The sequence below is a fragment of the Pseudarthrobacter sp. S9 genome, from assembly GCF_050156545.1.
Taxonomy (GTDB): domain Bacteria; phylum Actinomycetota; class Actinomycetes; order Actinomycetales; family Micrococcaceae; genus Arthrobacter.
In genome coordinates this window covers 2027976-2051090 of the sequence record NZ_CP189576.1, presented here as the reverse complement: position 1 = coordinate 2051090, position 23115 = coordinate 2027976, and the positions used below count along the sequence as shown (strand labels likewise).

At 64.1% G+C, this 23115-nt stretch carries 21 protein-coding genes and 2 pseudogenes; 4 read left to right on the top strand and 19 right to left on the bottom strand.

The window, feature by feature from the left end; genetic code table 11:
* Positions 1–8: 8 nt before the first annotated feature.
* Together ACQCSY_RS09745 and ACQCSY_RS09740 are read right to left on the bottom strand one after the other, a co-directional pair.
* Complete coding sequence (locus ACQCSY_RS09745; RefSeq protein ID WP_427135770.1) at positions 9–497, bottom strand: IS30 family transposase; 489 nt, start codon at positions 495–497, stop codon at positions 9–11.
* 227 nt (positions 498–724) lie between these two features.
* On the bottom strand, positions 725–1198 hold the full coding sequence (locus ACQCSY_RS09740; RefSeq protein ID WP_427135207.1) for a winged helix-turn-helix transcriptional regulator: 474 nt from the start codon (positions 1196–1198) through the stop codon (positions 725–727).
* Positions 1199–1229: 31 nt separating this feature from the next.
* Here ACQCSY_RS09740 and ACQCSY_RS09735 point away from each other — a divergent pair, with 31 nt between their 5' ends.
* Positions 1230–2258, top strand: a complete 1029-nt coding sequence (locus ACQCSY_RS09735; protein WP_427135205.1) for a hypothetical protein — start codon at positions 1230–1232, stop codon at positions 2256–2258.
* A 559-nt stretch (positions 2259–2817) separates the two neighbouring features.
* On the opposite strand, the gene ACQCSY_RS09730 is transcribed toward ACQCSY_RS09735, so the two are convergent.
* On the bottom strand, positions 2818–3519 hold the full coding sequence (locus ACQCSY_RS09730) for a recombinase family protein (protein WP_427135203.1): 702 nt from the start codon (positions 3517–3519) through the stop codon (positions 2818–2820).
* Between the two features lie 177 nt (positions 3520–3696).
* Between ACQCSY_RS09730 and ACQCSY_RS09725 the strand changes: the two genes are divergently transcribed.
* Positions 3697–4998 (top strand): ISL3 family transposase, encoded by a 1302-nt coding sequence (locus tag ACQCSY_RS09725; protein ID WP_427135201.1) that lies wholly within the window; start codon positions 3697–3699, stop codon positions 4996–4998.
* A 258-nt stretch (positions 4999–5256) separates the two neighbouring features.
* Here ACQCSY_RS09725 and ACQCSY_RS09720 read toward each other — a convergent pair whose 3' ends face one another.
* The 8 genes and pseudogenes from ACQCSY_RS09720 to ACQCSY_RS09685 form a co-directional block, all read right to left on the bottom strand.
* On the bottom strand, positions 5257–6417 hold the full coding sequence (locus ACQCSY_RS09720; RefSeq protein WP_427135199.1) for a glycerate kinase: 1161 nt from the start codon (positions 6415–6417) through the stop codon (positions 5257–5259).
* Between the two features lies 1 nt (position 6418).
* Positions 6419–7891 carry a C4-dicarboxylate transporter DctA gene (gene dctA, locus ACQCSY_RS09715; RefSeq protein ID WP_427135197.1) on the bottom strand — a complete coding sequence of 491 codons (1473 nt, stop codon included), beginning with the start codon at positions 7889–7891 and terminating at the stop codon, positions 6419–6421.
* Positions 7892–8033: 142 nt separating this feature from the next.
* On the bottom strand, positions 8034–9131 hold the full coding sequence (locus ACQCSY_RS09710) for a tartrate dehydrogenase (RefSeq protein WP_427135195.1): 1098 nt from the start codon (positions 9129–9131) through the stop codon (positions 8034–8036).
* A 112-nt stretch (positions 9132–9243) separates the two neighbouring features.
* A complete protein-coding gene (locus tag ACQCSY_RS09705; protein WP_427135193.1) occupies positions 9244–10170 on the bottom strand; it encodes a LysR family transcriptional regulator in 927 nt (308 codons plus the stop codon).
* 386 nt (positions 10171–10556) lie between these two features.
* Positions 10557–11446 (bottom strand): annotated as a pseudogene (locus tag ACQCSY_RS09700) (SDR family NAD(P)-dependent oxidoreductase).
* 22 nt (positions 11447–11468) lie between these two features.
* Positions 11469–11984 (bottom strand): flavin reductase family protein, encoded by a 516-nt coding sequence (locus ACQCSY_RS09695; RefSeq protein ID WP_427135191.1) that lies wholly within the window; start codon positions 11982–11984, stop codon positions 11469–11471.
* A complete protein-coding gene (locus ACQCSY_RS09690; protein ID WP_427135189.1) occupies positions 11981–13369 on the bottom strand; it encodes an NtaA/DmoA family FMN-dependent monooxygenase in 1389 nt (462 codons plus the stop codon). The genes ACQCSY_RS09695 and ACQCSY_RS09690 overlap by 4 nt, the downstream gene beginning before the upstream one ends.
* Before the next feature lie 36 nt (positions 13370–13405).
* Positions 13406–14140 carry an NADPH-dependent F420 reductase gene (locus tag ACQCSY_RS09685; RefSeq protein ID WP_427135187.1) on the bottom strand — a complete coding sequence of 245 codons (735 nt, stop codon included), beginning with the start codon at positions 14138–14140 and terminating at the stop codon, positions 13406–13408.
* A 188-nt stretch (positions 14141–14328) separates the two neighbouring features.
* Between ACQCSY_RS09685 and ACQCSY_RS09680 the strand changes: the two genes are divergently transcribed.
* Positions 14329–14664, top strand: a complete 336-nt coding sequence (locus ACQCSY_RS09680; RefSeq protein ID WP_427135185.1) for an ArsR/SmtB family transcription factor — start codon at positions 14329–14331, stop codon at positions 14662–14664.
* Between the two features lie 268 nt (positions 14665–14932).
* Positions 14933–15385, top strand: a pseudogene (locus ACQCSY_RS09675) (recombinase family protein); the annotation flags it as partial.
* A gap of 117 nt (positions 15386–15502) precedes the next feature.
* On the opposite strand, the gene ACQCSY_RS09670 reads toward ACQCSY_RS09675, so the two are convergent.
* The 8 genes from ACQCSY_RS09670 to ACQCSY_RS09635 all read right to left on the bottom strand — a co-directional run bounded on the left by ACQCSY_RS09670 (position 15503) and on the right by ACQCSY_RS09635 (position 22903).
* On the bottom strand, positions 15503–16273 hold the full coding sequence (locus ACQCSY_RS09670; RefSeq protein WP_427135183.1) for a glyoxalase: 771 nt from the start codon (positions 16271–16273) through the stop codon (positions 15503–15505).
* Between the two features lie 157 nt (positions 16274–16430).
* On the bottom strand, positions 16431–16841 hold the full coding sequence (locus ACQCSY_RS09665; protein WP_427135181.1) for a VOC family protein: 411 nt from the start codon (positions 16839–16841) through the stop codon (positions 16431–16433).
* Positions 16842–16851: 10 nt separating this feature from the next.
* Entirely contained in the window at positions 16852–17292 is a 441-nt protein-coding gene (locus ACQCSY_RS09660) for a helix-turn-helix transcriptional regulator (RefSeq protein ID WP_427135179.1), read from the bottom strand.
* A gap of 241 nt (positions 17293–17533) precedes the next feature.
* Positions 17534–18397, bottom strand: coding sequence for a hypothetical protein (locus tag ACQCSY_RS09655; RefSeq protein WP_427135177.1), 864 nt, complete (start codon positions 18395–18397; stop codon positions 17534–17536).
* A 534-nt stretch (positions 18398–18931) separates the two neighbouring features.
* The gene (locus ACQCSY_RS09650) at positions 18932–19147 is read right to left on the bottom strand and encodes a hypothetical protein (RefSeq protein ID WP_427135768.1); all 216 of its coding nucleotides are present in this window, start codon (positions 19145–19147) and stop codon (positions 18932–18934) included.
* Positions 19114–19260, bottom strand: coding sequence for a hypothetical protein (locus ACQCSY_RS09645; protein WP_427135766.1), 147 nt, complete (start codon positions 19258–19260; stop codon positions 19114–19116). Before ACQCSY_RS09645 ends, ACQCSY_RS09650 begins: the two co-directional genes overlap by 34 nt.
* Before the next feature lie 313 nt (positions 19261–19573).
* Positions 19574–21880 carry a putative transposase gene (locus ACQCSY_RS09640; protein ID WP_427130798.1) on the bottom strand — a complete coding sequence of 769 codons (2307 nt, stop codon included), beginning with the start codon at positions 21878–21880 and terminating at the stop codon, positions 19574–19576.
* Positions 21881–22117: 237 nt separating this feature from the next.
* On the bottom strand, positions 22118–22903 hold the full coding sequence (locus ACQCSY_RS09635; RefSeq protein WP_427135175.1) for a hypothetical protein: 786 nt from the start codon (positions 22901–22903) through the stop codon (positions 22118–22120).
* Positions 22904–23115: the final 212 nt, after the last annotated feature.

Genomic DNA, 23115 nt, shown 5'->3' with positions numbered 1-23115 from the left:
TGGATAACTCATGAGGATTGTCCCCAATTGTGGGCAGCGGAAACCGCCGTGTCCTGAAGCGCAGCCACCGCTTGGAGGGAAGCAAACCGAACGGTTGCACTGTCCCACCCGAGGACGGCACGCGGCCGCCCGTTGATCTCATCAGCGGCGAAACGGACTTCTGCTTGTTCTACCGCGCTGAGGTCCGCTCCCTTCCGGAAGTATTGGCGGAGCAAACCGTTGGCGTTCTCGTTCGAAGCCCGCTGCCAGGCGCTGGCCGGATCACAGAAGTACACAAGCGTTCCAAGCCCTGCGGTCACTTCGGCGTGCTTAGCCATCTCCGAACCCCTGTCCCAGGTCGTTAAGTCGGAGGTCCAGCGGGTTAGGAGGAAGAGCTTTGTCGGATCGGTTTCGTTGCGAGGACTTCGGTCCCCTCGTTGCCGGGGAACGCGGCGGTGTTGGGAAGGTGGCGGAGGACCTCGTCTATGTTTTCCGTCGCCGACTGAATGGCATCTCAAGCAGAGCAATGAGCATCATGTTGATTCCTTCTCATGAGCATGTCCTGTCGCCGGCTGACATCGCCGGCGAGATGGACTGGGTCGCGTCGATCGAGGATCTTGCGCGTCCACCAGCACGGTGCGACGCTCCCGCTCCACACAGGGCCCCGCCTGTTCATTGGTTCCATGCGCGGGTCAAGCCGATTTGACGATGCCCTGGCCGAAACCGCCAATATTGGAAATGATGTTCACATGCAGGTCTCCTCCGGGCGGTGTATCGAGAGCTCCCCTGGCTTGACCGGTCTTCCGCAAGCTTCACAGCGCACCTCAGCCACAAACACTTGGCCGCAGGCATCATGGACGAACTCGACCGACGGAACGTCTTCGTCCCGGTATGTGTCGCCCCAGCGCTTCAGAACCAGGATGAGTTGGCCCAAATCCTTTCCTTTTTGGGTGAGTTCATAGCCGGCACCCCCGCCGTTTTCCGTCGACCGCGCTTGGACGATACCGGATTCCGTTAGCTTCTTCAAGCGTGAGGCAAGGATGTCCCTTGGGGCTCCCACGGCGCGCAATATTTCGGTGTACCGCGACGCGCCGAAAGCCAGCGCGCGAACGACGTGGAGCGACCACCGGTCGTTGATCGCGTCGAGCGCTACGGCGAGCGAATCTTTCATTGGTTTGTTTTTCAAACCGTCAGCTGTAAGATCGTGGAAGTTTGACATTCAAACCATTCTAGTTGAGGAAGTCCAGATCATGTCATCTCCCGATCCAATGTGGGGCGGGAACGCAGCTCCCAGAACGCAGCACAAAGCGTGGATAGCCCTAGTCCTCACCGGGCTCATCATTGGCGCCGCCTTCATCGCCGTTTACGTCGGCATTCAGCGCAGCCCAGCGCCATTGCACCTACCGCTCGCCGTAGTGAGCGAACAACTCGCCACGGCAACTCAAAAGGGTCTGGGCGATGCCGTCACGGTGACCGAGGTCAAGTCACTCAACGAAGGCACCCAGATGGTTCGTAATGGCGACGCGGTTGCCATGGTGGCCTTGACCTCGCCGACCACATTGCAGTTCGACTACGCCGGCGCGAAGGGCCTCAGCGAGAGCGGAGCGGCCCGCGCACTCGTTCAAGGTGTGGCGGACCACGCCGGGCTTACCGTGCAAGAGAAAGACCTCGTGCCGCTTGTGCAGTACGACAGCCGAGGGCTATCTGCCTTCTACGTCGTATTTGGCGCCACCCTGTCGTCATTCGTCCTGGCGCAAGGTCTCACAGGTGCCGCCGGCAAGATCAGGCTGCGCCACCGCCTGTATGCCATGGGCGGATTCGCTGTACTGATCGGCGTTGTCGCGGCAACGATCGCCGGTCCCATACTCGGAGCTCTAACCGCCCCGTGGCTACTGCTCGCGCTGACTCTCACGCTGCTCTCCGCGTCGGTCGCGTTCACGACCAAGGCGCTCGGTGCCTGGCTGGGAGCTGCAGGGATCGCTCTGGCAGTGCTCTCGCTGACCACTGTAGGCAACGCCGTGAGCGGGGCGACAATCGGCTACGACATTCTGCCCTCGTGGGGACAAGCGATCTCAGCCGTTCTTCCCCCCGGCGCAGCGTTCCGAGCGGTCAATGACTACGGCTACTTCAACGGGACCGCCGCATGGTCATCCCTTCTCGTCCTCGCCCTCTGGGCGGCCGCAGGCTTCGGCTTGGTGTTGCTCCGTTCGGCGGTCGGCGGGAAACGCACCAAAGCTGTCCAGTCGCAGCCGAACGCGGAAATCGCCGAAGCCGTCTAGCGCATCCGTCGGCGGTGAGCGCGACTTTGCCCACTCACCACCACGCGGCGTAAAACCACCCCTGTCCCAGGAAGACCTCATCGCTGGAAATGTCTTCTCTCATTGAAATTACCGGATCGATTTGGCTGCGTCGACGATGCCTTTGGTCACCTGCAAGGGCTTTGCGAGCATCGACATCGTGCCCGTCTGGGCCCCGGCTCTGGAGGGGCGGACGGGACCGCAGACCAGCTGGTCCTCGTGCGGGGCGAAATGACCGAATTGGGGGGCGAGTAGGAACTGAACAGCGGATAGCGCTAAGCACGTTGTTGGTCTGGTCAGAGGGTTATGTATTCGCGGAGCTTTCCTCTTTGGTGGGGACGAGGCGCCCCAAGTCCGATGCCGATGGTTGGAAGTTGTTTGGTGATCTCGAGCGGGGTTAGCGGTGCGGTGACAGGGATATCGGCATATCCGCGGTCGTCGGTGTCCCATTGGGCTGGGTCGGGCTTGACGGCTCGGATCCGGGTGACGGTGCCGTCCGCGACGTAGACGACGGCTTTAAGTCGTGGTCGTCTGGCTGGGGCTATGGGGAACCATTTCCGGTCGGCTTCGCGCTGAGCTTTTTCACCGGCGCGGGTCTCTCCGTAACGGCGGTTGGTGTCCGGGTCGACCTTGCGGGTGCGGGTGTTGCGGTAGACAACGAGGGCGCAGTCGGCACCGTCCTTGTAGGTACCCAGTTGCCGGTAGAGGGTGGAGCGCGTCCGACGTTTAGGGTCTCGGCGATCTCTGCGACGGTGTACTTCCCTGAGTCGTACATTGTCTGGGCCTGGTCGAGCTGGCGTTGGGAGAGGGCAGGCGGGCGACCGCCGACACGGCCGCGCGCTCGTGCCGCGGCGAGGCCATCGAGGGTTCCTTCGACGATGAGTTCCCGGTCGTATTCGGCCAAGGCCGCGAAAACGTGGAAGGCCAATCTTCCACCGGGGGTGGTCGTGTCGATTCCTTGCTCGAGGACGATGAAGTCGACGCCCTTGTCGTTGAATCCGCGGACCAGGTCCAGGAGATGCTGGTGGCTCCTGCCGATCCGGCGGAGGTGGGCGATAACGACCTGGTCGCCGGGTTCGAGTTTTGCGAGCATCGCGTCCAGCTGGACCCGGGAAGAGAGCTTGCCGGAGACCTTTTCGATGAACAGGTTCTCCCCGGACACACCGGCAGCCAAGAGCGCATCGATTTGGTGGTCGGGGTTCTGCTCCCGGGTCGATACGCGTGCGTATCCATATCGAGCCATGAGTCTCTCAACACCTTTCTGTGACTGTTCGTTCAGAATGGCGGTTAAATCGCAGCCTAAAATGGGCTCTCCTGACGTAACCGTGGGTGTTTCCGGAGCGCCTTAACGACCGCACGCCGCTTCCTGTCTAGGTTTCTGACTGTCAAAGGAACAGAAACTTTCAGACGGGAAAACGACGTGCGAAATGCAAGACTATGGCGAACCCTGCTCGGTGTCGAGAAAACGGTCGTCGAGGCCATCGATCTGGACGACAAAACGGGGATTCTGGTCGCCTCGGTCAGGCCGACCGGCTCGATGCGCAACCAGTGCGGGATCTGCCTCCGCCGTTGCCCGAAATACGACCAGGGCCAGGGGCGACGGCGCTGGCGGGCACTGGACGCCGGGGCGATCCGGGTCGAGTTGGAAGCCTACGCCCCGAGGGTGTCCTGCCGGGTCCACGGTGTGACCGTCGCCGCCGTGCCGTGGGCCCGGCATCAGGCCGGTCACACCCATCATTTCGACGCGCAGGTTGCCTGGCTGGCCACGCAAACGTCCAAGACCGCCATCACGGAGCTGATGCGGATCGCGTGGCGCACGGTCGGGGCGATCATCACCCGGGTCTGGAACGACACGGAGAAGCTCCACGACCAGTTCGCCGGACTGGTCCGGATCGGTATTGACGAGATCTCTTACAAACGCGGCCACAAGTATCTGACGGTCGCCGTCGACCACGACAGCGGCCGGCTGGTCTGGGCGGCCCCTGGGCAGGACAAGGCCACCCTGGGCACGTTCTTCGACGCCCTCGGGATAGAACGCTGCGCCCGGATCACGCATGTTTCCGCCGATGGGGCCGCCTGGATCGCCGTTGTCGTGGCCCAGCGCTGCCCGGGTGCGGTCCGCTGCGCCGACCCGTTCCACGTCGTAAAATGGGCCACCGAAGCCCTCGACGAGGTGCGACGGGGCGCATGGAACGACGCCCGAAAGGCAGCCCGGGCCACCGAGGCCAGGCGCGGCCGCGGCCGGCCCGCGAAAGACGCGCCGGCCCGCCCGGACAGTGCCCGCGCAGCCGGTGTGAAGAACTCCCGGTACGCGCTCTGGAAGAACCCGGAGAACCTGACCGAGAAGCAGCAGGTCAAGCTCGCCTGGATCGTGCAGACCGACCCCACCCTCGGCCTGGCCTACTACCTCAAGGAAGGCCTCCGAGTCATCTTCAAACTGCCCCACGACGAAGCCGCCGAAGCCCTCGATAAATGGGTTGCCTGGGCGCGCCGGTGCCGGATCCCCGCGTTCGTGAAGCTCCAGCGCAGCATCGTCAACCACCGCGCAGCGATCCTCGCCGCGATCGAGCATGGGCTCTCCAACGGGCGTGTCGAATCGATGAACACGAAGATCAGACTGATCACCCGCATCGCCTTCGGCTTCAAATCACCCGAAGCACTCATCGCCCTCGCGATGCTTAGCCTCGGCGGTCACAAACCGGTGCTCCCAGGCCGAAATTGACCCACGGAAGAGTCAGGAGAGCCCTAAAATGGCGGTTCTGCGCCCCGCTACCGTTGAGGGACGGCCCGATGGGCATCCCCGGCCGGTAGTCCGGTGCCCGATTTAGGAACTGACGAACATCGGCCACTTCGCCCATTGCCTTCGCAGCAAAGGATCGTATTTGAGGTCTGTGATGGCAACGGGGGTTTAATCCAAAGGTGCCCGCCCGGGCTACCCCCTGGGCGGGCACTTCTGTTTCCTGTAGCGGGTCCTGCCCCGCTATAGGAGGCTTGTTCCGATGTCTTTGCCGATCCGGCGAAGCAGCGCGGTGGAAAGTTCGGGGTCTTTGGATGAGTCCTGGTCTGTGTATTCGGCCAGGGTGTAGACCCGGGTCAGTGCCATTTCCGGCCAGCGTACTTTGGGGAGGAGGGAACGGCCGGCGACGGCGATGATTAGCCGGGCACCTGACCGCCGCGCGACGGCGGCCGGCAGTTTCCCGGCGAGGGTCTGTTCGTCGATGCTGCCTTCGCCGGTGATGACTACGTCGCAGCTGTCCTTGCGGGTGTTGAAGTCCAACAGGTCCAGGAAATAGTCCGCTCCTGCGACCTGCTTCGCGCCAAGCAGCAGGCACGCGTAGCCGATTCCCCCGGCGCTTCCCGCGCCTTCGTGCTCTGCCAGGGCCGCCGCGTCTTCGACTCCGGCTTCGGTCATTTTGGCCACGAGATGTTCCAAGCTCTGGTCAAGGGTTCTGACGTCTTCGGGATTTGCGCCTTTTTGGGGTCCGAAGACGGTCGGTGCGCCGTTGGTGCCGCGCAGGGGGTTGTGGACGTCGCTGGCGACGATGAGTTCCGTCTCGGCCAGTTCGGGGAGGGTAGTCCGGTGGACGGAGTGGATTTGCGCCAGAGCCTTGCCGCTGCCATAGAGCTGGCGGCCGTCGGCGTCGCGGAAGCTGTAGCCGAGGGCGGTGAGCATTCCCATGCCGCCGTCGGTGCTGGCGCTGCCGCCCAGGGCCAGAACGATCCTGGCAGGGTTCAGGCTCAGCGCGAACAGGACGGCCTCTCCGAAGCCGCGGCTGGAGGCGTTCAGCGGCTCCAGATTCCCGTCCGGCAGGACTCCGAGGCCGCAGGTGTTGGCGACTTCGACGACGGCGGTGACGCCGTCGAACGCGATGCTGGCCTGAACGTGCTGGCCGGTGGGTCCGGCGACGGTGTAGCTGCGCCGGGTGAAGCCGGAGGCGACGGCGGCGTCGACGCTGCCGTCACCGCCGTCCGCGAGGGGAAGCAGTTCGCAATGGACCGTCCCGGTCCCGGTCCCGGCTCCGGTTGCGGAGCGGAGCCCTGCTGCCAGGGCGTCCGCTACTTCGCCGGCGGTGAGGCTGCCTTTGAATTTGTCGGGTGCGATCAGGGTCCGCACGGTCTTCGGAGCGGTTTCCGTGATCATGTCAGAGGGTTTTCGAGTAGGCCGCGCTGCGGTCACTGGAGGGGGTTGCGTCGTCGGTGGGTGTCGTGTGTTTGGGGCTGATTTTCTTGGGGGTGTGGTGGCCGTATTCGGTCAGGTCATCGTCGATGTCGGTGACGTCGTCGAGGTGGATGGGGTCCTCGGCGGGCATAGGTTCGAGGGTTTCGCCGGCGAAGACGCGGCGGGCGCGGTCTGCGTCCAGGGTGCGGTCCCACCAGGCGATGAAGAGGGTGGCGACGGCGTTGCCGGTGAAGTTCACCAGTGCCCGGCATTCGGACATGAACTTGTCGATGCCGAAGATGAGCATGATCCCGGCGGCCGGGATGGTGCCGATGGTGGCCAGCGTCGCGGTCAGGGCGATGAAACCGCCGCCGGCGACGCCGGCCGCACCCTTGGAGGTGAGCAGCATGACGGCGATCAGGCCGAACTGCTGGCCGATGCTCAGGTTCGTGTTGGTGGCCTGCGCGATGTAGACGGCGGCCAGGGAGAGGTAGATGGCGGCGCCGTCGAGGTTGAAGCTATACCCGGTGGGGACGACGAGTCCCACGGTTTCCTTCTTCACACCGGCGTGCTCGAGTTTACGCATCAGGCCCGGCAGGGCCGGTTCCGCGGTCGAGGTGCCCAGGATGAGCATGTATTCCTCTTTAAGGTGCCGGATCATCGTGAAGATGTTCAGCTTCAGGAAGGCCATGACGGATCCGAGGACCACCACGACGAAGAGGATCGAGGTGATGTAGAAGAGTGCGATGAGCCCGCCCATGCTCGTCAGGGAGGACACGCCGTATTTGCCGACGGCGAAGGCCATCGCGCCGAAGGCGCCGATCGGTGCGGCCTTCATGATGAAGCCCAGGATCTTGAACATGACCCCGGTGAGGCGCTGCACGCCGTCCAGGACGGGCGCGCCGACCTTGCCCATGGCGTTCAGGGCGATGCCGAAGACCACGGCGATGAAGATGATCTGCAGGATGTCGCCCGCGACAAAGGGCCCGACGATGCTGGTGGGGATGATATTTGTCAGGAACTGCCACCATTCCTGGTGGGCGCCGGCGTCGATGAGCTTGGCCGCGGAGTCGGAGGTCTTGATGGTGCTGGCAGTCGCGTTGACGCCGTCGCCGAGGCGGAAGATGTTGATGGCGACCAGGCCGAAGAGCAACGCGAAGATCGTCCCGACTTGGAAGTAGGTCAGGGCCTTCAGCCCGGTCATGCCGACTTTTTTCAGGTCCGCGACGCTGGCGATGCCTCCAACGATGGTCAGGAACACGATCGGTCCGATCAGCATCCGCATGGCGTTGACGAAGGTGGTGCCGATGGGTTCCATGGCGATGCCGACGGTGGGGGCGAGCCAGCCGACGAGGATGCCGATGAGGATGGCGGTCAGTACCCAGAAGTACAGCTGCTTGTACCAGCGTGTCTTGGGGGTTGGGGTGGCCGTGCCGGCGGTGGTGATGTGATCCATGATTCCTACCTCGTTGTGGAATGTCGCTGGAGGGGTGCTTGAAGAATGAAAAGTGGCGGAGTGGGCGGCGGCGGTATGCTGCACCGCCGCCCACTCCGGCTTGTACTGACCTGCCGGTTTTTCGGCTGGTCGCGCGTTCTGGTTAGACGGCGGCCAGGGTGTGGGTGAGGGCCTTGATGATGGCGTCGGTGACGTCATCGGTGTTGGCTTCACCGCCGACGTCGCGGGTCAGGTGCCCGGCGCCGGTGGTCTGTTCGATGGCGGCCTCGACCTGGCGGGCTTCCTCGTGCAGGCCGAAGTGGTCCAGCATCAGGGCGGCGCTGGCGATCGCACCGATCGGGTTGCTGATGCCCTTGCCGGCAATGTCCGGGGCTGAGCCGTGGACCGGTTCAAACATGGACGGGAAGCGGCGTTCCGGGTTCAGGTTCGCGCTGGCTGCCAGGCCGAGGCTTCCGGCCAATGCCGAGCCGAGGTCCGAAAGGATGTCCGCGTTCAGGTTCGAGGCGACGACGACGGAGAGGTCTTCGGGGTGCAGGATGAACTTGGCGCTCATCGCGTCGACCAGCACGCTTTCGGTTGTCACGTCCGGGTAGTCCAGGGCGACGCGCTGGAAGGTCTCGTCCCAGAGGACCATGCCGTACTGCTGGGCGTTGGACTTGGTGACGGAGGAGACCTTCTTCACGGTGCGGGTCCGGGCGAGGTCGAAGGCGAAGCGCATGATGCGTTCACAGCCCTTTTCGGTGAACAGGGCGGTCTGGAGGGCGACCTCGTTGCCGGGGCCGCGGCCGCTGAGGTTCCGTCCGCCGAGGCCGGCGTATTCGCCTTCGCTGTTTTCGCGGACAACGACCCAGTCGAGTTCGGTGTTGTCGGCCTTGCGCAGCGGGGACTGGATACCGGGGAGGAACTTTACCGGGCGGATGTTGGCCCACTGGTCGAAGTTCTGGGTGATGTTCAGGCGCAGGCCCCAGAGGCTGATGTGGTCCGGGACGTTTTCCCAGCCGACGGCGCCGAAGTAGATGGCGTCAAAGTTCTTCAGGGCCTCCAGGCCCTTGGGGTCCATCATCTGGCCGGTCTTCTCGTAGTAGCCGCAGCCCCACGGGAATTCGGTCCACTCGAAAGCGAACTTGCCGCCGGAATTCTGTGCGAGGGCGTCCATGACGCGGCGGCCGGCGGAGACGACTTCCTTGCCGACACCGTCGGCGGGGATGGAAGCGATGCTGAATTTCTGGGTGGCGCTCATGTGCCTACCTCCTCGTTGAGTGTGTTAGCAGCGTCACACTGCCTGTCCTCTTCAAGTAGAAGGCCTGCCCCCAGCGGGCGTCCAAGACCAAGATCCGATCCGGCCAATAGGCTCAGCCTATTGAACGAACCGGCGTGGTGTCGGTCTGCGGGTCGGGGGCGACGTGCAGCTCCGCCACCTTCAGGAATGCCCGGGCCGCAGGGGTCAGGTCCTCCTTCCGGCTCAGGATCGCCACATCCAGGTGGGACACCGGCTCGATCAGCAAAGTCCGCAGCCCTGACTTGTGCGCCAACGGCCCCCAGGAAGACGGCATCACTGCGTGCCCGACACCGGCCAGCACCAAAGGCAGGATCGACGTCCTGTGCGCGACCTCGACGACGATTTCGGTCTTGACGCCGTGGGCCAGTGCGTCGTCGACCAGCCAGCGCATCAGCGATCCCCGCTGGCTCGCGATCAGCCGGTGCCCGCCCAGGTCCTCCCGTCGGATGGCCTCCCCGGGGCTGAAGGTGTCGGCATGGGGGTTGACGATGAGGATCAGCGGCTGGCGCTCCAGCTCCAGAACCTGGACACCCGGGACCCGGATCGGTGTGGGGGATCCGGCCAGGCCGATCTCGGTGCTGCCGCTGCGGACGGACTCGATGACTTCTTCCGGCGTGAAGGCGGCACTGACGTTGAGCCGGACCGACGGATGCAGCCGCGTGAAGCCTGCAATCATCGAGGTTAGTGGCTCGATCCCGGGCGAGGGCATGGTGATGATGTCCAGCCGGCCGCTGCGCACACCCCGGAGTGCCTGCACCGCTGACTGTGCCGCGTCCAGGTCGCGCATCACCACCCGCGCCGGTCCGACCAATTCCTTGCCCGCCTCACTGAGGACAGCCCGGCGGCCAATCCGGTGGAATAGCGGAACGCCAAGCTCCTTCTCCAGACCAGCGATGGTCTGGGACAACGACGGTTGGGCGATGAGCAGGTGCTCCGCCGCACGGTTGAAGCCGTCGTGGTCGACAACTGCAAGAAAATACTTCAACTTTCGGGTATCCAAGCAGACTCCTTTACCGAGGCCGGTCCCATAGCTTCCGGCACGCTCAGAGTCGCCCGAGCTGAACGAAGCGGCTGCGCCGAAGCATAGATAGCCTACGCCTATCAGACGCATCGCTTCTAGGTCTTGGACGCCCTCCTTTGGGACCGGTGTAATGGAAAGCAGGCAAGTGATCGACCTGCCTGTACTTCCTCCCGGATTCAGGTGGAACCTACCAATGGACACACCCCAGCCGCTCAGGTCTCACCCGACCCGTTACGGAGACCGGCGTTCAATCGTGGCCGACTGGCGTGAACTCATCCCGAGCGATAACGTCGTGCTCCTAAGCCCAGACAAGGGAAAATCCCGGATCTCCGGCACTGTCGACGCCATTTCGCTGGACGGTTCCCTCATCTGGCTCCTGCAGGACGACTGCGTGGGCCGCAGGATGTTTCACAGCCAGGACGGATACAAGACACGCGTGGATCCCAGCTCCAATCCTCCCCACGAAGACGCAGACTGATCAGCTCTGTTTTGGCCCTAGTGGGTGGCGTAGCCCCGTCGATGATGAGTTCTTCGCCTGTGACGAATTTTGCCTCGTCGGAGGCGAGGTAAAGGATGCCGTAGCCGATGTCGGACGACTCTCCGATGTGGGGAGGGAACGTCACGTTGACCGGGTCCGCCGCTTGTTCCTCGGTGATGCCGTAGTTGGACATGAGGCTGGTGTAGATCGGGCCCGGGTGTACGGAGTTGACTCGGATTCTGTCTTTCGCGAACCACTGGGCTGCGTGTTTCGTCAGGGATCGCACGGGCCCTTTTGATGCCGAGTATGCGGCGCCGCCGCCGTCCGCGGGGCCCGAGATGATGGCTGCGAGCGATGACACGTTCACGATCGATCCGTGGCCGGCCTTCTGCATGATGGGCAGGACGTTCTTCAAGCCGAGCCACGTGCCGGTCGCGTTGATCGCCAGCAACTTGTTCCAGTCGTCTAGCTCTGCTTCGAGGATGCCCTTCGGGATCGCGATGCCGGCGTTGTTGACCAGAATGTCGATCGTTCCCCACTCGGCCACGACGTCCGCGACGACCCGCTGCCAGGATTCCGGGGAGCTGACATCGAGGGTGCGCGCGATGATCTCGCCGCCTGGGCTTTGATGTTCTCGACGGCGCGGTTCAGGGCGTCTTCGGAGATGTCGGTCGCGACAACCCTGGCCCCTTCTGCTGCGAAGAGTTCGAGGGTGGACAGGCCGATTCCGCTGGCAGCTCCGGTGATAAGGGCGACTTTGCTGTTCAACCGTGACATGGGTGGTCCTTTCGTGGGGGTGTTAGTTGTGTGCCGAGGGTCGGAGCAGTGCTCGGTACTCCCCCTCGAAGTAGAGAAGGGGATCGGGGAGGGGATTCTCGCTCGCTCCCAGTTCGAGGACTCGTCCGAGGACAATGAGGTGGTCGCCGGCGTCGTACTCGGCCCAGGTGCTGCAGTCGAGCCAGGCGAGGGTCCCGTCAAGGACAGGGTTCCCTTCCTTTGACGGCGTCCACTGGACGTTCGCCCATTTGTCGGTGCCTTTGCGTGCGAATTGGTTGGATACGGCTTCCTGTTCACGGGACAGAACATTGACCGCGAACTTCCCCATGTTGCGGATTCGCGGGTAGGTCGTTGAGGTCTTCATGACGCTGAACGACACGAGCGGGGGGTCAACGGACACGCTGTAGAACGACTGGCAGGTGAAGCCGATCGGTCCCGAGTCGTCGTGGCCGGTGATGACGGTGATCCCGGAGGCGTATTGACCGACGGTGCTGCGGAACAGCCCGGGATCGATGCTGCGAGTGTCGGTTGTCGTCATGTCGAGGGTGATCCTTCTCGCTGCATACGGATTCCTGTAGCTCTCATGTCAGTGTGCCGACACGGCGATCCGGGGGTCGATCCGTACTGCGCGGGCGCACCGAGGTGATCCCGGAGGGTGGTGCCTTCGTAGTCGTCGTGGAAGAGCCCGCGTTCCTGCAACAGGGGGACGACCTCATCAACGAAGGTGTCGATGCCGTCTTCGTTGATATCGATGGAAATCCAGAACCCGTCGCAGGCGCCCGCTTCGAACCATTCCTGCATGTGGTCCGCGGTGACCGAGGCGGGGCCTACGTGGGTGGGGTGGTAGTCGATAACGCCGTGAGCGAGAATGTCTCGGATCGTCCACCCCTCGCGGGCGACTTCAAGGGCGCGCATGGAGCGCGGATCGAAGGGGCTGGGGCGTGCAGCAGCCAGCTGAGCGGGCGTGAGCGGTTCATCGAGCTGATTGACGTCAAGGGTCAGGTTCAGCATCGATCCCAGGTAAGGGACGCGTGCCGGGGCGGTGAGTTCGCCCAGGGCCACGCGGCGGTCCAGGGCCGCCCGCTTGGTGGGGCCGATGGCTGGCATCACGCCGGCGAAGAACTTCACTTCGTCGGGATTGCGGCCTGCCCGGCGGGCCGCCTCGCGGAGCGCTTCGCGCTGGTTGCGGGCGTCCTCGATCGTGAACACGGCGCCGATGACCCCGCTGGCGTACCGGCCGGCGAGTTCTGCCCCGTTCACTCCGCCGCCGGCGGAGAAGATGACGGGCTGGCCTTGCTCGGAAGGGGGGATGGGCAGTGGGCCGCGGGAGGCGACGTATTCGCCCTGCAGGTTGATGGGCTGGATCTTCGCAGGATCGGCGAACCGGCCAGTCGCGGTGTCCTTCACCCAGGCGTCCTGCTGCCAACTGCCCCACAGAGCCTGAGCGATCTGGATGGTCTCGTGGGCGCGCTGGTAACGCTGCGGTCGCGGCGCGATGGCCTGCCCGTAGTTCGCGGCAGCCGCTGGGTCGCTGGTGGTCACCGCGTTCCAGCCGACGCGACCGTGACTCATCACATCGAGAGCTTTGAACTGGCGGGCGATGTTGAAGGGCTCGTTGAACGTCGTGGAGCCGGTGGCCACGAGGCCAATCCGCTCGGTCTCCCGGGCGATGGCCGCCAGGGTCATCATGGGCTCAAGGGTGATCATGAGCGATTCGCGAGTCAGGTCCGTCTGCTCGCCCAGGAAGTCAGGCAGGAACAAGAACGCGAACTTCCCGCGCTCGGCGGCCTGGGCGTAGCGCACCTGTGCGTCGAAGCTGGTGTAGTTCGCGGGGTCGACCCCCGGGGCCCGCCAGGCCGAGCTCTGCGATCCATAGCCGTTCCCAAGGTGCATTCCGAGGATCATCTGTTTTCCGGTCGTCATGTTTGTCTTCTTCCTTCTGCGAGTAGGCAGGTCGGGTCAGTGGTGGGCGGCGCGATTGATCGCTACGGTTTCCTCGCGTGAGGGCATCTTGTCCAGAGAGCCGAAGTGCTCCATCAGTCGGTCGCGCGTCCCAGGCGCCTTGTCCCTCTCCGCCGCGGCGAGAGCCTGACCGAGGTCGTCGACGCTCAGCTCAGTGCAATAGGCCGGGGTCCCGGGCTGCTGGCGCCACGACTCCGCGAGGGTCCCGGCGTCGTACGCATCGAAGCCACTGTCGTCCACGAGCTGCATCACGGTTGCGCGAGCCTCCGCCGAGTCACACGCGACCGGGATCGCGATCCGGTCGAGACTACCCGCCGGCTTTCCCATGGTCCGCTGCGTCTCGGCCAAAGCCGCGTTCCACGCCTTCACGACTGGGCGTCCCAACTGCTCCTGGCTCCACAGGCTTTCGACTTGCCCGTCAACGACTGCCTCGATGTGCCCATTCATGCCGGGGTAGTAGTTCGACGTGTCCACGACCACCGTGCTCTTCGGCACGGCCGCGACCAGGTCCTTGAGCTTGGGCTGCACACCGAACGGGATCGCCAGGATGACAACGTCCCTGTCCTTGGTCGCGGCAGCAAGCTCAACCGGCTGCGCACCCGCCGCGGCCACCTCAGCATTTACACTTTCCGGCCCGAGCACATCCGCAATGAACACGTCGTGCCCGGCTTCACTTAGTCGACGTGCAATGTTGCCGCCGATTGCACCGGCGCCGATGACAGAAACCTTCATCGGTGTTCCTCTTTCGTTCATGTGGAGCACAGCCCCGGGGGTTGCGCTCTGGATAAGTGATTACGGGGGCTTGCTGTTCCGTGCACCAACCAGCATGATTGATGTACGCGCTTAACCGTACATCTACTATAGATCATGTACGCGCAAAGCGGTACATGATTAAAACGACGCGGATTAGGATAGAAACCATGGCTAGTCGCTTGGCAAACCCGCTCACCATCCCCGCCGAGGAAGAGTTCAATCTCTTCGAGGTGATGTCAGCCCTCACCGACCCGGTGCGCAGGGCCATCGTCATGCAGCTCGCGGAGGAGCCGGGCCGGGCGTGCAGCAACACGGACTACGGCGTCTCCAAGTCCGCCCTCACGCGCCACTGGCGCGTTCTCCGCGAGTCAGGTCTCATCAAGCAAGAGGCGCAGGGAAACAGGCACCGCAACTGGCTCCGCCGCGAAGAAATCGATCGACGCTTCCCCGGACTTCTGGCGCTCGTCCTCGACGAATCGGCTCATGGCTCAAAAACGTCATAGCTGCTGAGCCTGGCTCGTCAGGCACCAGGCCTCGCCAACGCGCTCTGTAGCGTTTGGCCCGCCCGATGAAAATGCCCGCAGGGGCGTGCCCTATGTGACACATGGTTGGCGTCTCGAAATACAACAGGTTTTCGAGACACGGACCCCGTGTTTTGGACTAGCGAATGAATCGACGTCGTGCCGGGCCGCCCCGCGTCTTAGAAAGATGTCTCACCGTGAATCGTCTCAGGTCGGTGCTGGCTGAGGGTTTCTGAGGCACAATGGCCGGGTGAGACACCTCGGGTATACGCGTGTGAGTACGTCGGGCCAGGATGCACAGCTGCAGCTCGACGCCTTGATTGCCGTTGGTGTTCAGAAACGCGACGTCTTTGCTGAGGACCGCTATCGAGCGGCCCGGCATGAAGAAACTGCTCGGCTACGCCGAGTCCGGTGACACCGTCGTCGTGTGGCGCGTTGGCCTCTCGGCCGTTCCTTGGTCGATGTCCTGAACACGGTGAACCTCCTGCGCGACCGCGGAGTCCACGTCCGGTCAATCTCAGATGGCATAGACCCTGCGACGTCCACGGGCAGGCTGATGCTCAACATGCTCGCTACCTTGGCCGAGTACGAACGGGAGCTGATCGTCGAACGAGTCAACGCCGGCATCACTGCAGCCCGGCAGAATGGCACCAGGTTCGGCAGGCCGCTGTCGAACCCGGCCGTCATCGCCGACAAACTCGCCACTGGTTTGCGGAGTCACCGGTGGATGCGCCGAACTTTTTAGCGTGGTGGTTGTGCTCGTATTGCCCGGGTGGGATGTTCCCGAGGTGGCCGTAGACGCGGTCATTGTTGTGGCAGCTCACCCAGTCGAACGTGATTGCACTCGGCCCCGAGGCGTTCCCCACGGGATCGCGGAAGGCGCAGTAGCGAGCACCGCAGGGCTGCTCTGTCGGTCCCTGGATGCCCTCGGCGGCGCTGGCCTGCGCCTGTGCGATGACGCCGTCGAGGTCGGCCCGCCGCCCGCCTCAGACTGATGCGGGCTCCCACGCGAACCCGTCCGGGTCGGTGAAGGGCCCGGCATCGCTGCCGATGACGATCCGGTGCCATCCGCGGAGACGCCGGCGTCCTTAGCGAGGGCACGACGGCCGTAAAGCGCAAACTTGATGGGGCTCGACGGCGTGGCGAACTCGACATACTTGCGGCCGAAGCTCTTCGCTACGGCGAGGCCGCGGTCAACGTAAAACTGTTTGCTCGCGGCAACGTCGTCGGCCCCGAGCAGCAGCACGATCTGGTCGATCTGCCGAGTGGCCGGGCCCGTGTCTTTCTTCGCCGCGGTGGCAACCTTCCAGATCGTACCGTCCGGGGCTTGTACGACGCCGCCATAGCCCCAGAACGACTTTGCGGCCGGTTTCAGCGACGTGGCCCCGGCATCGATGGCGGCGTCGATGAGACCGCTGGCGGTGGCTGGTTGCGACACCATGAGCGACAGTGTGTATCCACGGAAGCCGGTCGTCGGTGCCTCCGAGGCGCGTATGCCCACTTGAGTACTCGAACCGAAGGCGGCGGTGTAGAAGGCGTTGGCGACCGTGGGATCAGGTACTTCGAGGGTTACGGATTCGAGAGAGGTCATGGCAAGTCCTTTCAGTGAGGTGTGCATGTCGTGCTGTTGGTGGCCTGCACACCGCGGATACGACGGGGTACGATCGTGGCCGGCACAGATCAATCCGGGGTAGCGGGATTCTGAGTGTTTCTATCTGGGGCGGGTTACTCGAGGTGCGGCTGCGCAGTTAGGCCGCGGGCGCCTGCGCGATCCGGACGGTGTTTCCCGACGGGTCGCGGAACGCGCAGTCGCGCGGGCCCCAGGGCTGGTCGACGGGCTCCTGGAGGACCTCGGCGCCGGATGCGCGCACCGTCTCGAAGGTCGCCTCGACGTCGTCGGAGCGGAACACCATCATCGGCAAGACGCCCTTGGTGAGGAGATCCTGTAGCGCGTCACCATCGGCCTGCGAACGGCTGGCATGAGGCACGGAGAGCACGATCTCGAGTCCGGGCTGCGCGTCGCTGCCGAGCGTGACCCAGCGGAATCCGCCCGAGGGCACGTCGTTGCGCACCTCGAGGCCGAGCGCGTCGCGGTAGAAGGCGATCGACTCGTCGACGTCGTTGACGGTGATGTTGCAGTACTGGAGTGCGATTGTCATAGCCGTGACTCTATACGGCGGCCTCCCCGGCCGCTTCTCCGATACTGCTCGATGCGTTCCGGACCGGGCGCGATTGCATCTTTGCCACACAGGCGGGCATGGCCTTGACCGCGTCGTGCTCGCGGCTCCGGTAGTCGCGCGGGGTTTCCCCGGCGATCTCGGCGAACCGCGAGCTGAACGAGCCGAGGGAGGTGCAGCCGACCGCCATGCATGCGTCCGTGACGCTCACGCCCGCCCGCAGCAACGCCATCGCGCGCTCTATCCTGCGAGTCATCAGGTAGCTGTACGGCGTCTCGCCATACGCCGCGCGGAACCGGCGCGAGAAGTGCGCAGGCGACATGAGCGCCCTGCGGGCCATTGTCGGGACGTCGAGCGGTTTCGCGTACTCACGGTCGATCAGATCCCGGGCACGTCGCAGGTGAGCGAGGTTCTCGAGCTCCTGCGGGGTCATGATCCGACGGTAGCATCCGGCGCGTCGGACGTCAGATACCCTTGCGACTCCATGACGCGGTAGTCCCACAGGGGGTTCCCGTTACGGGATCCGGGCATGCGGCCATTTACCGCTGCAGAGCGTCCCTCCCATTCTTCCACCCTGCTGCAGAACGTCCCTCCCAGCTGGTCAGGTTCGAGCTTCTTCCGTGCGGGATCTCAACCCACATGCGCCGGTAGCCAGTCCGCGTATGGCAGCGGCGTTATGAAGCTTTGATAATGACATCGTCGAGATAGCTGTCGCCCACCTGCCGGGGGTGCTCCGCTCCCAGCTGCACCCGGGTCAGCGTCGTGAACCCTGTGCTGACCTGGTTGCTGGAGTAGAGGAGCCTGGCGTCGAACCAGACCTCAACCGTGGAAGCGGCACCGTTGGCCACCACGTGCATCACCACCTTGTGCCAGGAGCCGAGCTGTACCGCCAGTCCAAGGTTGGTGTACCCGTAAGTGCCCGAAGGGGACGCTACGCGCAGCCACAGCTGGCCGTTGCCGTTGTCCCGGAAAACATCGGCCACACGGATGCCCCCATTGAAGAACCGGAAATACGGGACGTTGTTTCCTACGTTGCCCGCCGTCGTGATGTTGAACCAGCCGTCGGCGTAGGCGCCCGAGGAGCCCGCCGGCAGGGTTGCTGACATGTTTGCCACCGAGCCTGAGTCATCCGTGACGTGCACGAAGGCCGCGCAGCCCCCTGAATGGTGCTGGTCGGAGGTGACAGAGGCCGTCCCGGTCCCCGATGTGCTGGCAATAAATCCCTCCAGCGTTCCGGATTCGAAACTGGTTGCCACCACAGGTACACCCGGGTACTGGTTGGAAGGTGGCGGCGTGCCGCGCTGGCAGACCGGGGCCGGGGCCTTCTTGTTGTTGTTGTTCTTGTTGTTCTTGTTGTTGTTGTTCTTGTTGCTGTTGCTGTTGCTGTTCTTGCTGTTGTTGTTGCTGTTGTTGTTGCTGTTGTTGTTGTTGCTGTTGCTATTGCTGTTGTTGTTGGTCGCTGTGGTGGCTGTTGCGGCCATCGGGGCGGCGAACATCAGTGCGATTGCTGTGGCGAACGCGAGCAGGGTTTTTTTCATGGGTCTCTCCCGGAAATTGAGTCCCCGGTGTTTATTGGGGCTGTGAAGCCGGGCGCGGCGAGACCGACCACTCCAGGCGCCGGATCTTTCCGGCGCCTGCATCATAGGACACGGTTGTCTCTCTGTCACGAGTAGCGGGTACTCGCTCCCTCGGTACTCCCGGCCAGCGCGTGGAGCGGAGCGTGCAGCACGGAACGGTTGGCAACACTCTCCTCGCTCTGCAGACCAAGGCTTGCGGGCCGCTGGGGATCCGGGCCCGGTATTGCCGGGGCGCGGTCCGGGCCGACGCCGCCCCGTGCGAGCCAGGGGGCCTGCAGCGTTCCGCCACTGGCCCGTTGTCTCACAACCGGTCGATTTCGGGACGGCGTGGCCTCAAGCCACGGTTAGTTTTCCTACAACGACTGTCGACCGAGTCTTGAACAACCGGAAGATTTGAAGATACTCCTCCTCGGCTTCTACTCGATGGACCGGCTACCCGGAGGTCGCCCAGTAACAGGGGTGGAACAAGAATGCTGTGGCCGTCCTGGCTGGAGGCTATGCCCAGAATGCGTCACCCTGTGCTGTGTCTGCGAAGAACTCCCGGCCCTCGATAATCCGTCCCTCCCGAAGCTGGAACGCGAGTGCGCCGTCCCTGTCCAGAGTTTTGCCGTTGCTCTCAGCATGCTCGTGCTGCAGCGCCACCGTGTGGTCTTCCCCTCCGATGATCTGCTGGACGGTCACCTTGAAGCTGCCGTCGGAGCGTGTCCCCAGCTCTCCGAAGTACGCCAGGATAGCGTCGCGTCCTTGCTTTGTACCGACAGGACGCCGTTTCCGGCAGCGTGCCAGACTGCGTTCTCCGCGAATAATTCGCCGAGTGTCGCCACATCCCCTGCAGTGAAGGCCTCGTATCCGCGCCGGACGAGTTCAGCATTCACTTCGGTTCCCGTGTCGGGCACCTCTTCGTCATCTTCGTCGGGTCACTCTCGAACGGATTAAGGCTATTCCTGGCCAATGTTCTTGTCGATGGGTCATCGGCATCAGCTAAACCGCCAAACGAATCTGCGAAAAAACCGCTAAATGTAGTTATTACAGTCACACCTCTGCGCCGCTGCGACTGCTGCCTGGCGGCAGGCCTGGGAAATTCCCAAGGTGGACTGCGACCTGTCGGCCGTTCTCCAGGGCTCCTGACATGGCGATTTAATCGGTGAGTGATGGTTTCTTGTTTTTGATCTCGTAGCGCAGGACGAGGTCGGTGCCGGGGTAGCGGGTTTGCGTGCTGGTGAGGTGTTCGCAGAGCTCGGCGATCGCGGTCGTGGCCCGCTGGGTTGGGAACGGGTCAAGGCGGATTGTCAGGTGGCCGGGCTGGGTGGTGTCGATGTCGCCGCTGCCGGTGAGGGCCTGCCGGGCCAGGGTGTGGGCTTCCTCTGCGGCGCGGGCGTAGCAGGTGTTTGTCCGCACTTCCCTGGCGAGGGTGGTGGCGGTGTTGAACGCGGCCATCCGTATCGCGTGGGAGAGCAGTTTGACCTGGGTGTCCAGGACCTGCTGGCCCGGGGCAAGATCGCCCAGCCGCACCCGGGCAGGGCTCCCCTGGTGCGCGGCTTCCGCCGCCTCCAAGGCTGTTTCAGCGTCCCAGAGCGGCGCGGTGGCCGCGTTGTGGGCGGCACTGGTGACCGTCACCTCGTTGGAACCTGGCAGGGGGGTGCGGGCTGCCAGCAGTGCCGCGTCCGCCTCGGCCTTCGCCTGGCCATGGCGGGCCCGGGCGGCCAGCACCTGCTGGTAGGCCTTCTTCTTCGCCGGGTTCGGCACCGACCTCTCCGCATCGTCATCGGTGCTGGCGTAGGCGTCGTGGGAATCAAGGGCGAAATGCATGCGCGCGTACCGGAAGTAGTTCTCCTGCCGCCACCGGGACCCCATCCGGTAAATGACTTCCCCGGCCGGCAAGCCCTCGGTGGTGGTGAGGATGTGGATCTGGCGGGTGCCTCCGCCGCGGGTGGGCACGATCCGGCTGATCTGCCGCATCCGGAAGACCTCACCGGTCGCACCCAGGGGCAGGTCCACGTGCGTGTCGGCGGCGGTCCAGGACCGTGCCTCCCCGTGCCCGTCCGTGTGGGCGGCCGTGGTGAAAAGGCGTTGGTCAATGTCGGTGGTGGCGCCTTTGCGCCAGGTCAGCACGTCAAAGCCGGCCTCGGACATGTGTTTGAAGAGGGCCGGGGACCAGCCTCCCCGGTCAAAGCCCACCAGCACCCGCCGCTCATCCCCGATGATCGTCCGCAGGGACGGCAGGAGGCGGCGCAGTTCCCCGGTCAGGGCGGCACCGGGTTCCGCCAGGACCACGAACACGGGAGCGCCGGCCGCATCGGAGACCCAGGTCTCTTCCGTGGCCGGGACAGGGAACTTCAACCTCGTTGAGTGGACCTTGCCGATCTTCTTCGTGCCCTGGTAGGCGCGCACATGCCCGTCAACATAAAGCACCGCCGCCAAACCATCCTCACCGCTGCCGCCGTTGGCGCTGCCGGTGCCGAGGTGTTTGATGGCCATGGCCGTGATGAGCTCATCGGCTTTCCCGGTCCCGGCCAGGTGGGTGAGTTTGCGGCGGATCGTTTTTACTTCGGGTGCCCGGTCCAGCCCGAGCACCCGTCCCAGCGCTTCCGGGTCGAAGCGGGTGGCGCCCTCGGCCCGGGGTTCACCGGCCAGGGCCCGGAAAACAGCATCCAGCAGAAGGGAGTCCAGGCCGTAGAACCCGTCCGGCAACGCCCCGAAGGTTGCCCGTGAACAGGCCAGCAACCCGGTGGCTTCCAGGGCCGGCAGGGCCAGGAACAACCCGGCCAACGGCACCCTGGCTGCCGGGGCAAAGGCCGGGGCCGCGCACTCCAGCAGGCCGGCTCGGGCGGCGGCGCGCTCCCCGGACCGGTCCACCGGTGCCGGCAGGACCGGCAGGACCGGCTGGGTCACCGTGGCGGAGGTGGTGCCCACGGTGTTTGTCGGTTCCGGTGTCCCTGGTTCGTTTCCGTCGCCGGCTTTCAGTACCAGGGCCCGGCGGACGCTGAATTCGGAGACACCCACGGCGGCACCCACAGCGCGCAGGGACAGGCCCGTGGCCCGCAATGCGACGATCTCGGCCATGACCGTCCCGGTCAGCCGGCTGGGCCCTTTCGGACCCATTCTCTCCGGCGCCAAACCCGCGACGCCCTCGGCTGCCAGGAGTTGGCGCCACCGCCACAGCGTCACCGGCTCAACCCCGAACGCCCCGGCGATCTCGGCCACGGAAGCGGCCTTGATGTCAGCCAGTTTCACGGCCGTGAACCGGCGCGTCACCGTGTCAGGGGCATCCCAGACGTAGGCGAGTTCGCCGTGAATGAAGACCCGGCCGCCGTCACCGTCTTCAACCAGGGAAACGGCGAGGCCCACGTGCGCTGCACCGGCAATCATCGGGACCGGAAGGGGCAGCTGGGCAGTCATCACGCCCATCATCCCACCCTTCAACAGCGACAAATGTTCTTTCACGTATTTTATCGCAAATGGTGGGAGATTAACAGGCCTGGAGCCACGAAAACACCGGAAAACCAAGGAACGTACCCAGCGACCCGGCGCTCATGTCCTGAGCCCTGGTTCTCGGAAACGAACCTTTGATGACCGCAATGTCTGGGCGGGAGCGAACCACGCAGGCAGGCGGTCGAGTGAACCATGCTTCTTCGATGGCCGAGCTTAACTAGACGCTGGCGGTCGACGTCCTCTCATCCTTCAGTCGTGCCCCCAACCGCAGGTGGCCGGACTCGGCAGCAGCCTGCGGGGCCTGGAAGAGCGCGATCCTGGCCTATTTCGCTTCAAGGTACCCGCCAGCACTTGAGCCGGTGCCTTTGAGGACATGGAATAGCGGCTAAGCAATAGCCCTTGGGGAGCTGGGCTGTAGTCAGGTATGTCTCGTCCGATAATGATGGTCGCGTACAGTTCCTCAGAGCTAAGGATGCTCGGGGTCAGACCATTTCTGGCAAAGATCTCTGCCGTGAGGGGTGCCTGACGTTCGCTTGCCTCCACAAGGAGGTGACCACCTGGCGCCAGCCAATTGGCTGCCTCAGCGGCGACCCTTCGCTGAACGTCAAGGCCGTCCGCGCCTCCATCGAGGGTTACGTGTGGCTCGTACACTCGCGCTTCGGGGGGCATCGTCTCGATTTTTTCTGTCGGCACGTAAGGCGTGTTGCAGAGCAGTGCATCTGGAAGCGGATCGAAAAGATCGCCCTGGAAACAAATCACGGCGAAGCCCGGGCTCTTGAGCGTCAGCTCGCCGACCAGCGCCGCGAGCTCCGCGTCGTCGGCGAACCGTCCGGACAGCAGCCGCGGCGAAGCGACGTGCCGTCCTGCCTCGGAACGCCAATAGGAATAAAGACCGCGGGTAGGTTCATCGAGGAACAGCATCCGGGTCATGTTCGGGCGGGACCGCGCATCCGGGCAATCAAAATCCAGATGTGATCCGACCAGGCGGTGTCCTGCACTGTTCCAGGCCAGCACCTCCGTGCGCTTCCCGAGCACGACCGCGGGAACCGTCCGCATGTTCTCGATCAGCCGTTTCGTCCCGGCCCGGCATGGTCGGGCCGGCTGCGGGAACTCTCCCCAACGTCAGCTGGGTCGTACATGATCGGGCCGAAGCCGAAGCGCAACCCACAGGCCGCATCGTCGGCAAATATACGAATGTTCGTATCCGAGGGCATGCAGCTTTCCGCGCCGCATCGTCCTGCCGCAAC

Coding starts and splice junctions, on each gene's coding strand:
- ACQCSY_RS09740 (WP_427135207.1), bottom strand. CDS start 1,198: ATGTCAAACTTCCACGATCTTACAGCTGACGGTTTGAAAAACAAACCA.
- ACQCSY_RS09735 (WP_427135205.1), top strand. CDS start 1,230: ATGTCATCTCCCGATCCAATGTGGGGCGGGAACGCAGCTCCCAGAACG.
- ACQCSY_RS09730 (WP_427135203.1), bottom strand. CDS start 3,519: ATGGCTCGATATGGATACGCACGCGTATCGACCCGGGAGCAGAACCCC.
- ACQCSY_RS09720 (WP_427135199.1), bottom strand. CDS start 6,417: ATGATCACGGAAACCGCTCCGAAGACCGTGCGGACCCTGATCGCACCC.
- dctA (WP_427135197.1), bottom strand. CDS start 7,891: ATGGATCACATCACCACCGCCGGCACGGCCACCCCAACCCCCAAGACA.
- ACQCSY_RS09710 (WP_427135195.1), bottom strand. CDS start 9,131: ATGAGCGCCACCCAGAAATTCAGCATCGCTTCCATCCCCGCCGACGGT.
- ACQCSY_RS09695 (WP_427135191.1), bottom strand. CDS start 11,984: ATGACGACAACCGACACTCGCAGCATCGATCCCGGGCTGTTCCGCAGC.
- ACQCSY_RS09690 (WP_427135189.1), bottom strand. CDS start 13,369: ATGACGACCGGAAAACAGATGATCCTCGGAATGCACCTTGGGAACGGC.
- ACQCSY_RS09685 (WP_427135187.1), bottom strand. CDS start 14,140: ATGAAGGTTTCTGTCATCGGCGCCGGTGCAATCGGCGGCAACATTGCA.
- ACQCSY_RS09680 (WP_427135185.1), top strand. CDS start 14,329: ATGGCTAGTCGCTTGGCAAACCCGCTCACCATCCCCGCCGAGGAAGAG.
- ACQCSY_RS09670 (WP_427135183.1), bottom strand. CDS start 16,273: ATGACCTCTCTCGAATCCGTAACCCTCGAAGTACCTGATCCCACGGTC.
- ACQCSY_RS09665 (WP_427135181.1), bottom strand. CDS start 16,841: ATGACAATCGCACTCCAGTACTGCAACATCACCGTCAACGACGTCGAC.
- ACQCSY_RS09660 (WP_427135179.1), bottom strand. CDS start 17,292: ATGACCCCGCAGGAGCTCGAGAACCTCGCTCACCTGCGACGTGCCCGG.
- ACQCSY_RS09655 (WP_427135177.1), bottom strand. CDS start 18,397: ATGAAAAAAACCCTGCTCGCGTTCGCCACAGCAATCGCACTGATGTTC.